The sequence below is a fragment of the Flavobacterium cyanobacteriorum genome, from assembly GCF_002251835.1.
GTDB classification, from domain to species: Bacteria; Bacteroidota; Bacteroidia; order Flavobacteriales; family Flavobacteriaceae; genus Flavobacterium; species Flavobacterium cyanobacteriorum.
In genome coordinates this window covers 24,909-34,568 of sequence record NZ_NOXV01000297.1, presented here as the reverse complement: position 1 = coordinate 34,568, position 9,660 = coordinate 24,909, and the positions used below count along the sequence as shown (strand labels likewise).

General features: G+C 42.7%; 7 protein-coding genes and 1 tRNA gene. 3 read left to right on the top strand and 5 right to left on the bottom strand.

The window, feature by feature from the left end:
- Window positions 1–50: 50 nt before the first annotated feature.
- Window positions 51–530 carry an adenine phosphoribosyltransferase gene (locus CHU92_RS12475; protein ID WP_094416068.1) on the bottom strand — a complete coding sequence of 160 codons (480 nt, stop codon included), beginning with the start codon at window positions 528–530 and terminating at the stop codon, window positions 51–53.
- Between the two features lie 70 nt (window positions 531–600).
- Here CHU92_RS12475 and CHU92_RS12470 point away from each other — a divergent pair.
- Window positions 601–674 (top strand) — tRNA-Arg (locus CHU92_RS12470).
- A gap of 92 nt (window positions 675–766) precedes the next feature.
- Here the strand turns inward: CHU92_RS12470 and CHU92_RS12465 are convergent.
- Window positions 767–1,309: a hypothetical protein gene (locus CHU92_RS12465; protein ID WP_129583085.1), complete on the bottom strand. Its 543-nt coding sequence runs from the start codon at window positions 1,307–1,309 to the stop codon at window positions 767–769.
- A gap of 80 nt (window positions 1,310–1,389) precedes the next feature.
- Window positions 1,390–2,322: a peptidylprolyl isomerase gene (locus tag CHU92_RS12460; protein ID WP_094416064.1), complete on the bottom strand. Its 933-nt coding sequence runs from the start codon at window positions 2,320–2,322 to the stop codon at window positions 1,390–1,392.
- A gap of 138 nt (window positions 2,323–2,460) precedes the next feature.
- On the opposite strand from CHU92_RS12460, the gene CHU92_RS12455 reads away from it, so the two are divergent.
- Window positions 2,461–2,910: a DUF1569 domain-containing protein gene (locus CHU92_RS12455; RefSeq protein WP_165764656.1), complete on the top strand. Its 450-nt coding sequence runs from the start codon at window positions 2,461–2,463 to the stop codon at window positions 2,908–2,910.
- Window positions 2,911–2,953: 43 nt separating this feature from the next.
- Here the strand turns inward: CHU92_RS12455 and CHU92_RS12450 are convergent, their stop codons facing one another.
- Both CHU92_RS12450 and gyrA read right to left on the bottom strand, forming a co-directional pair.
- Window positions 2,954–4,237 carry a tetratricopeptide repeat protein gene (locus CHU92_RS12450; RefSeq protein WP_129583084.1) on the bottom strand — a complete coding sequence of 428 codons (1,284 nt, stop codon included), beginning with the start codon at window positions 4,235–4,237 and terminating at the stop codon, window positions 2,954–2,956.
- A gap of 16 nt (window positions 4,238–4,253) precedes the next feature.
- Window positions 4,254–6,803 carry a DNA gyrase subunit A gene (gene gyrA, locus CHU92_RS12445; RefSeq protein ID WP_094416059.1) on the bottom strand — a complete coding sequence of 850 codons (2,550 nt, stop codon included), beginning with the start codon at window positions 6,801–6,803 and terminating at the stop codon, window positions 4,254–4,256.
- Window positions 6,804–7,061: 258 nt separating this feature from the next.
- Between gyrA and CHU92_RS12440 the strand changes: the two genes are divergently transcribed.
- Window positions 7,062–9,614 carry an ATP-dependent Clp protease ATP-binding subunit gene (locus tag CHU92_RS12440; RefSeq protein WP_094416057.1) on the top strand — a complete coding sequence of 851 codons (2,553 nt, stop codon included), beginning with the start codon at window positions 7,062–7,064 and terminating at the stop codon, window positions 9,612–9,614.
- Window positions 9,615–9,660: the final 46 nt, after the last annotated feature.

The following is a 9,660-nucleotide window of genomic DNA, read 5'->3' as shown; positions in this document are numbered from 1 at the left end:
AAAAAAGGGTTCAACTTTAAATAAAAAGTCAAACCCCGTTATTTTTATACTTACACACTTTTTGGGATAGTGTCGAATGATAACTCCATTATAAAGCTGCACTCTACAATTTCCCCACCCAGCTTTTCAACCAGGCTGCATACGGCACTTGCCGTGCCGCCTGTGGCCAGCACATCGTCATGTATGAGTACCTTCTCCCCTGCTCTTATGGCATCCGTATGTATTTCAAGCGTATCAGTTCCATATTCAAGTTCGTAAGCAGAAGAAAGTGTTGCAAAAGGCAGTTTGCCGGGCTTCCTCACCGGTACAAAACCTGCGTTTAACTCCCGGGCAAGCAGTGTTGCAAAAAAAAAGCCCCTGCTTTCAATTCCTACAACCTTATCAACAGGCCGGCCCTCTAAGCCCTTAACAAGCATTGAAAGGCATTCTTTAACAGCAACAGGATTGCCCAGCAATGGGGTAATATCTTTAAAAGTTATGCCTTTCTTCGGAAAATCCTGTATATCACGTATGTAGTTTTCGAGTATCATAAATTTCTTTAATTAACAATATTTGCATTTGCAAGATAAACATAAATACGTATATTTGCACCCGCAATAAGGCACCGTGGCGCAACTGAATAGCGCATCTGATTACGGCTCAGAAGGTTACAGGTTTGAATCCTGTCGGTGTCACAACAAAAAACTCCTAACCAACTGATTAGGAGTTTTTTTATTAATATCATTTATATAAATATTCAGTCCTTTGCGAAAAGATATTAGTGATACTACTCTTTTTCCAGCACCACATCTATAGGCTTGTTCATTTTCCGGCCAAATTTTACTGCTGCCTGCTGTGTTTCGTTTGAACACAGAATATACATATTGTAACTGTAAAGCGGAATCGTGGCTGTTTTAAATTTTCCGCCATTTTCCTTACCATCAATATCTTCAATCTTTATCCTGAAATTATCAGCCGGAAATGTATTGGCTACTGAAAGCAGGTAATTATCTTTAGCGAACGGAAAGAACCAACGCTCTTTTTTAGCAATTGTACCTTCTGGCAGGTGCTTATTATCATCACCTATCCTGTAGTTTGAGGAAAAAACCAAAGGCTTGTTAGCATTGGTAAAGCTATATAGGTTGTTAATATTTAAAACTTCCCTGCCCAGGCTGTCTATAACCGTTATCCTCAGGTTTTTTATATTTTCCTTTTTACCGGCCTCATGCACATCAAGTACAATATATGATGTAAAATCATACCCGCAGTGCATTACCTGCGCCTTTACCGTGAAACAGGTTAAAACAAAAAAAAGTAGTACATATCTCATAAGTACAAAAGTAATTGTATTAATCTGCACTTTCAAAATCTGTTCCAATAAAAAAGCTACCTGTTACGGTAGCTTTAAATTTACTTTACATCCATAAGTTCTACATCAAATATCAGGGTCGCATCCGGTGGTATAACTCCTCCCGCGCCTCGAGGCCCGTATCCTAAATGTGATGGTATTACAAACCGTGCTTTATCACCCACCTGAAGCAGCGCTATACCCTCGTCCCATCCTTCGATAACGTGGCCTTTCCCAAGCGGGAAATCAATTGGCTGGCGCCTTTTGTATGAGGAGTCAAATACCTGACCATTATCAAGGGATCCGGTGTAATGTACAGAAACTGTCCTGCCTTTTTCAGCCTTTTTGCCATTACCTTTCTGTATAATTTTATATCGCAGTCCACTATCCGTCTTGTCAAAGCCGGCAGCAAGCCTTTCCATGTGCTCTTCAGCCTTCTTTCTGGCTTCTTCAAGGCGTTTTTCGCGTGCACCCTCAAACTTCCTGAAAGCTTCAACAGCATTCCAGCCTTTAGCTTCATCTCCTTCCCGTATTATTTGTACACTGTCAATTTTATCTCCCTGCTGTATAGCATCAACAACATCCTGCCCTTCAACTACATGCCCAAAAACCGTATGCTTATTATCAAGCCATGGAGTTTCAACATGAGTTATAAAAAACTGTGAGCCGTTTGAACCCGGCCCGCTATTGGCCATTGAAAGTACTCCGGGCCCGTCATGCTTCAGGTCAGGATGAAATTCATCATCAAACTTATAGCCCGGGCCACCCATGCCTGAACCCTGGGGGCAGCCACCCTGTATCATGAAATCAGGTATTACACGGTGAAATTTAAGACCGTCATAAAAAGGCTTTCCCTGCGGCCTTTCGTTATTTTCCAGGCTGCCTTCGGCAAGGCCTACAAAATTACCTACAGTACCGGGTGTTTTATCATATGTAAGCTTCACTAATATGTTTCCTTTTGTTGTACTGAATTTTGCGTAAATACCGTTTTCCATTATTTATGATTATTTGTTTTGAGCGCCAAATTTACAAATAATTTAATGGAATATCGGGTTAATTATTATCAATATACAAGGGTGAAACATTCGGAATTTTTAATTAAAATATTCCTATTTTTGCTTAAAATTTATTTTATGGAGAGCTTATTTGACCAACAGGGAAATAAAAATATAATTGAAAGGATTGAAAAATTGTCGCCTATAACGTTGTCAGAATGGGGAAAAATGACCGTAAGCCAGATGCTGCTGCACTGCCAGCAGCCTATAAAAGTTACTTTTGGCGAACTACACCTGAAGCCAAACTGGATGGGGCTTTTATTTGGAAAATCAGCGAAAAGGAAAATGCTGCAGCAGGCATCGTTCAGGAGGAGCCTGCCAACGGTTAAAGAATTCAGAATCACGCACGAACCTGACTTTGAGGATGCCAGGAGAGGCCTCATACAATTAGTTGAGCGCTTTGCCGTAGAAGGCCATTCTGCCATCAGGAATAAAAAACATCCTTTTTTCGGTGAAATGACTTTTGAGGAATGGGATATCCTCAACTGGAAACACCTGAACCACCACCTGAAGCAGTTTAATGTTTAAATAGAAGCCCCGGAAATCCGGGGCTTCTATTTAAACTTGTATTTTATTTTTTCAATTTAGCTTTCATGGCCTTAGCTTCGGCAGGCATATCAAGCGCCTGGTATATATTGGCCATCATGGTTATAGCATATTCATTGTCTGGCTCTGTTTTAAGCGCTTTCTCATAATATGGCATCGCCTTTTTAAAAAGTTCATCACGCTGCTTTTTAAGTTCATCATAACGCTTGTTATCTTTTGCACTGGTACCAAGGCTATTCATCTCCTTTACGATTTTTTCTTCATTGGCAAGCATTAGGGTACCCATATTAATATTAGCATTTACATGGTTAGGATTGATCTGCAGTGCTTTTTCATAATGCTTTTTAGCCTCTTCCTTGTCTGTTTCCGTAGTTACTACGCCAAGGTTGTAAAAAAGGTCAGCATTAGTTGGATTTTTTTGCGCAGCTTCTGCGGTAAGCTTCTTGTACATTTCTATATCATTAGTCTTCAGGTACAGATCAGCTTCTGCAATTATTAGCCCTGAATCGTCCGGATTAGCTTTCCGTGCATTAGACATGGCCTGTTTGGCTTTTTCAATATCTCCCTTTTGGTTATATATAAGGGCAATATTCTTTACAATATCACCCTTAAGTGATGGCAGTTTTTCGTCCTTTGGATTTATATACAAACCATTTTGGACAGAAACATCCCTTAATTGCTTATTTGGAAAATATTCCCGTTGGTTATTTTGCTTGTTTACAGCAGTGTAGTTAGTACCTTCTCCTGTAAATCCAAGCCTGTCAAGTTCAAGGTAATGCGTTAGTGCCGTGTCATAATCTTTGGCATTAACCGCAAATGCGGCAGCATTATACAGATTGGCCTGATCTTTAGGGTCAATCTGGTAGGCAAGGTAGAAGAGACCTGAAGCTTCCTTAAACATGTTCTGTTTTCCAAGTTGCCTTGCTGTTTGCAGCATACCGGTTTTCAATTGCGGGAATATCTCTTCCTGGATTTCTTTGGTGTGGTTTTTCTTCCCTGCTTTTTCAATTTCAATTACTTTATTGAAATTTTCAACAGCCGAGTTGATAGCCTGCTGGGCTTTAGCAGGATTTAACATTTCTACGAAGGCATACTCACCTTTATAATAGTAAAAATCCGCTTTTTGTTCGGTTGTAGCATTGGCCATTAGTGGCTCGGCTTTATCAAGCAATGCTTTAAATTCCTGAATTTCCTGAGCAGTAGGAGGCGTTTCTTTATTTGATAACTTCCGAAGTGCTTTTAATTCGTCTTTCTGCGCAGCCACACTCAGCGAAATAAGCATAGCGGCGGCAACTACATATTTTTTCATATTATTACATTTTATTTTAATCCTGTTCCTGTTCACTTATTGGATTGTCATCAGTGGCGATATAACCGTTTATACCATTTTCCGCTTCGAGGTTCTCCAGCTCATGCTCACCTTCCTCAACTGCTTCTTCCTCGCGCATAACTTTGGTTACGGCAGCAATGGAGTCGTTGCCTTTAATGTTTATAAGGCGTACACCCTGAGTGGCGCGGCCCATAACGCGAAGGTCAGATACTTCCATCCTGATGGTAAGGCCTGATTTATTTATAATCATGAGGTCATCAGTATCGGTAACATTGTTTATGGCTACCAGTTTGCCTGTTTTTTCAGTAATGTTGAGTGTTTTCACTCCTTTACCGCCACGGTTGGTAATCCTGTAATCTTCAAGGCTGGAACGCTTCCCATAACCGTTCTCGGATACTACGAGTATGTCACTGTTCATGTCATTTACAGAAACCATGCCGATAACCTCATCGGTTTCATCCTGCAGGGTTATGCCACGCACACCTGATGCACTCCGGCCCATTGGGCGGGTCTTACCTTCTTCAAAGCGTACGAGCTTGCCTGATTTAACCGCAATAAGCACCTGGCTTTCGCCTGTGGTGAGCTTAGCTTCAAGCAATTCATCATCTTCACGGATGGTTATGGCATTGATACCGTTTAGCCTTGGGCGGGAATATTGCTCCAGCAGCGTTTTCTTTACAATACCTTTTTTGGTAGCCATGATTACATAGTGGCTGTTGATGTATTCTTCATTCTTAAGGTCCTGGGTGCAGATAAATGCTTTAACTTTATCATCATTTTCAATATTGATGAGGTTTTGTATCGCACGGCCTTTGCTGGTTTTGCTTCCTTCCGGTATTTCGTAAACCCTCATCCAGAAACACTTACCTTTTTGAGTAAAGAAAAGCATATACTGGTGGTTAGTGGCTACAAAAAGGTGTTCCAGGAAGTCCTGGTCGCGTGTAGCAACGCCTTTCTGGCCTACCCCTCCCCTGTTTTGTGTTTTATATTCAGACAGCGGCGTACGTTTTATATAGCCCGCATGCGAAATAGTTATAACCACATTTTCATCGGCAATGAGGTCTTCAATACTTACATCGGCACCGGAATATTCAATCTGCGAGCGGCGTGGATCGCCATATTTATCCCTTGTCTCGGCCAGCTCTTCTTTAATCAGCTGCATCCTAAGGTCTTTGCTTTCCAGGAGCGCCTTTAATTCAGCTATCAGTTTCATTATGTCTTCATATTCAGCCCTCAGCTTGTCCTGTTCAAGGCCTGTAAGCTGCCTCAGGCGCATTTCAACAATTGCCCTGGCCTGAATTTCCGAAAGGGTAAAGCGCTCAATTAACCTGGCGCGCGCCTCGTCGCCGTCCTTGGAAGCCCTGATAATCTGGATAACTTCATCAATATTGTCTGATGCTATGATAAGGCCTTCAAGTATATGTGCCCTCTCTTCAGCTTTGCGGAGGTCAAACTTGGTCCTGCGCACCACCACATCATGCCTGTGTTCCACAAAATAGTGGATAAGGTCTTTAAGGTTCAGCATTTGCGGCCTGCCGTCAACAAGTGCAATATTGTTTACGCTGAAAGATGACTGAAGCTGGGTATATTTAAATAAAGTATTTAAAACCACATTAGGCACCGCTTCGCGTTTCAGGATATACACAATGCGCATACCGTTCCTGTCCGATTCGTCGCGTATGTTGGCAATACCATCAATCTTCTTCTCATTTACAAGTTCGGCCGTACGCTTAATCATTTCAGCCTTATTCACCTGGTAAGGGATTTCGGTAACCACAATGGCTTCCCTGCCGTCCACCTCTTCAAAATTGGCCTTTGCCCTTATTACTACCCTTCCGCGGCCTGTTTTAAATGCCTCACGGACGCCTTCATAACCATATATTACGCCACCTGTAGGAAAATCAGGCGCTTTAATATGGTTCATAAGCTCATCAATCTCTATGTTATTATTATCAATGTAAGCGAGTGTTCCGTTCACCACTTCGGTAAGGTTGTGTGGCGGCATGTTAGTAGCCATACCTACCGCAATACCCGAAGCGCCGTTAACCAAAAGGTTGGGTACACGGGTGGGCATAACTGTAGGCTCCTGAAGGGTATCATCAAAGTTCAGCTGGAAATCAACGGTTTCTTTATCAAGGTCGGCCATTATATCTTCTGATATCTTTTGTAGCCTGGCTTCGGTGTAACGCATGGCAGCAGGGCTGTCTCCGTCAATAGAGCCAAAGTTACCCTGTCCGTCCACAAGCAGGTAGCGAAGGCTCCAGTCCTGTGCCATGCGTACCATGGCGTCATACACTGACGAGTCGCCATGGGGGTGGTATTTACCTAAAACCTCACCCACTATCCTTGCTGATTTTTTATGGGCCCTGTTAGAAAGCACCCCTAATTCATACATTCCGTAAAGTACTCTCCTGTGTACGGGTTTTAAGCCATCTCTAACATCGGGCAGCGCCCTGGAAACAATAACCGACATTGAGTAATCAATGTAGGCTGATTTCATCTGATCCTCAATGTTGATAGGAATTAACTTTTCTCCTTCAGACATAAGCTGTTATATTAAATATTTAATTTACTTTCAAAACGTGCCAATATACGGAAATAAATTAGCATAGGCAGGCAGTAGCTTTGAAAAAATTCAGTGTTTTATTAACAGGTTTTTGTGTGCAAATCTTAATAAACTAATCTTAAATCATTTTATGATTCGCCATTTTTTTTGTCAATTAGCATGACACAACCATAACAGGTATAGTTTTTGTAAATTCTTAATTTAAATCTTTAAATTTACAGTATTAAATAAAGTAGTATGGATGATAATTTTTCACCAAGGGTCAAGGATGTAATCACCTACAGTAAAGAAGAAGCTTTGCGGCTGGGCCATGACTTTATTGGTACAGAGCATCTAATGTTGGGGATTTTGAGAGACGGTAACGGAAAGGCTATTGCTATCCTGAACAGCATATCGGTTGATTTGGACCATCTGAGAAGAAAAGTTGAGATACTTAGCCCTGCAAATCCAAATGCGGAGCGTAATAACGAGAAGAAGAACCTTCACCTTACACGCCAGGCCGAAAGGGCGCTGCGGACGACTTTTTTAGAAGCCAAAGTATTCCAGAGCACTTCTATAAGCACTGCGCACCTGCTGCTGTGCATACTGCGCAATGAGAACGACCCGACCACAAAATTGCTTAACAAGCTGAAAATTGATTACGAAACAGTTAAAGAACAATTTCTTACTATGACATCAAACGAAGAAGAATTCATGGAAAACCTGCCCAAGGCAGAATCATATAATGACGATGCAGGACAAGATGACAGTATGCGCGAAAGCAGCTTCAACAATCCTGCTTCTGGCAACAAGGCCAATAAAAAGTCGAAAACACCTGTTCTTGACAATTTTGGCCGTGACCTTACCGAACTTGCCGAAGAAGGCAAGCTTGACCCGGTTGTAGGCCGTGAAAAGGAAATTGAACGCGTATCGCAGATACTAAGCCGCCGCAAAAAAAACAACCCGCTGCTCATTGGCGAGCCCGGCGTGGGTAAATCGGCTATTGCAGAAGGCTTAGCCCTGCGTATCATTCAGAAAAAAGTATCGCGCATCCTTTTCAACAAGCGCGTGGTAACACTTGACCTTGCCAGCCTTGTAGCCGGCACCAAATACCGTGGCCAGTTTGAGGAGCGTATGAAAGCCGTAATGAACGAGCTGGAGAAGAATAACGATATTATCCTTTTCATTGACGAGATACACACTATTGTTGGTGCGGGTGGCGCTACAGGCTCACTTGACGCCAGCAATATGTTTAAGCCTGCACTTGCCCGTGGCGAGATACAATGCATTGGCGCCACAACGCTTGACGAGTACAGGCAGTACATTGAAAAGGACGGGGCCCTTGAAAGGCGTTTCCAGAAAGTAATGGTTGAGCCTACAACAGTAGAAGAAACCATTACCATCCTTAACAATATCAAGAACAAGTATGAAGACCACCACAATGTAAACTATACGCCCGAAGCCATTGAGGCCTGCGTGAAGCTCACTAACAGGTACATGAGCGAGCGTTTCCTGCCGGACAAGGCTATTGATGCGCTTGATGAGGCCGGTTCGCGCGTACACATCACCAATATTGATGTGCCGAAGCAGATACTTGACCTTGAAAGGCAGCTTGAGGAAGTACGTGAGCTTAAAAACTCTGTAGTGAAGAAGCAAAAATATGAAGAGGCTGCAAGGCTGAGGGATGACGAAAAACGCATTGAGAAAGATCTTGCCATAGCCCAGGAACAGTGGGAGGAAGATTCTAAAAATAACCGTGTTACCGTTACTGAGGATAATGTTGCCGACGTAGTGAGCATGATGACTGGCATTCCTGTAAACCGTATTGCACAAACAGAAAGCAACAAGCTGAGCAAGCTGCCCGATATTATAAAGAACAAGCTTATTGGCCAGAACGATGCGGTGGATAAAATTGCCAAATCGATACAGCGTAACCGTGCCGGGCTTAAGGACCCGAACAAGCCAATAGGATCATTCATCTTCCTTGGGCAGACCGGTGTGGGTAAAACACAGCTGGCCAAAATACTGGCCCGTGAGCTTTTTGACTCTGAAGATGCACTTGTACGCATCGATATGAGCGAGTATATGGAGAAATTCGCCATATCGCGCCTTGTGGGTGCGCCTCCGGGGTACGTGGGCTATGAAGAAGGCGGCCAGCTGACTGAAAAAGTGAGGAGAAAGCCATACTGCGTGGTATTGCTTGACGAGATTGAAAAAGCTCACCCTGATGTTTTCAATATGCTGCTTCAGGTGCTTGATGACGGTTACCTTACCGACAGCTTAGGCCGTAAAATTGATTTCAGGAACACCATCATTATCATGACATCAAATGTGGGTGCAAGGCAGCTGAAAGACTTTGGGCAGGGCGTAGGTTTCGGCACATCTGCCAAAAAGGCACAGGCCGACGAATATTCTAAAGGCGTAATTGAAAACGCGCTTAAGAAAACTTTCGCGCCGGAGTTCATCAACAGGATTGATGACATCATTGTGTTCAACCCGCTCGAGAAAGAGGATATTAATAAAATCATAACCATTGAACTCGAAAAGTTATATGCAAGGATAAAAGACCTTGGCTATAACATTTCACTTTCTGAAAAAGCAAAAGACTTTATAGCTGATAAAGGCTTTGACAAGCAGTATGGTGCCAGGCCGCTTAAGAGGGCTATCCAGAAATATGTTGAAGATGCCCTTGCCGAGGAAATCATTACTTCTAAAATAGCAGGCGGCGATGAGATTTACATGGATCTTGAAGACGGTGCTACAGAGCTTACGGTAAGCATTAAGAAAGCAGAAAATCCGGCAGCGGAATAATCTTTCATGAATATTNGGGGTTTTGTTTTGAAAAAAAGGATATAAA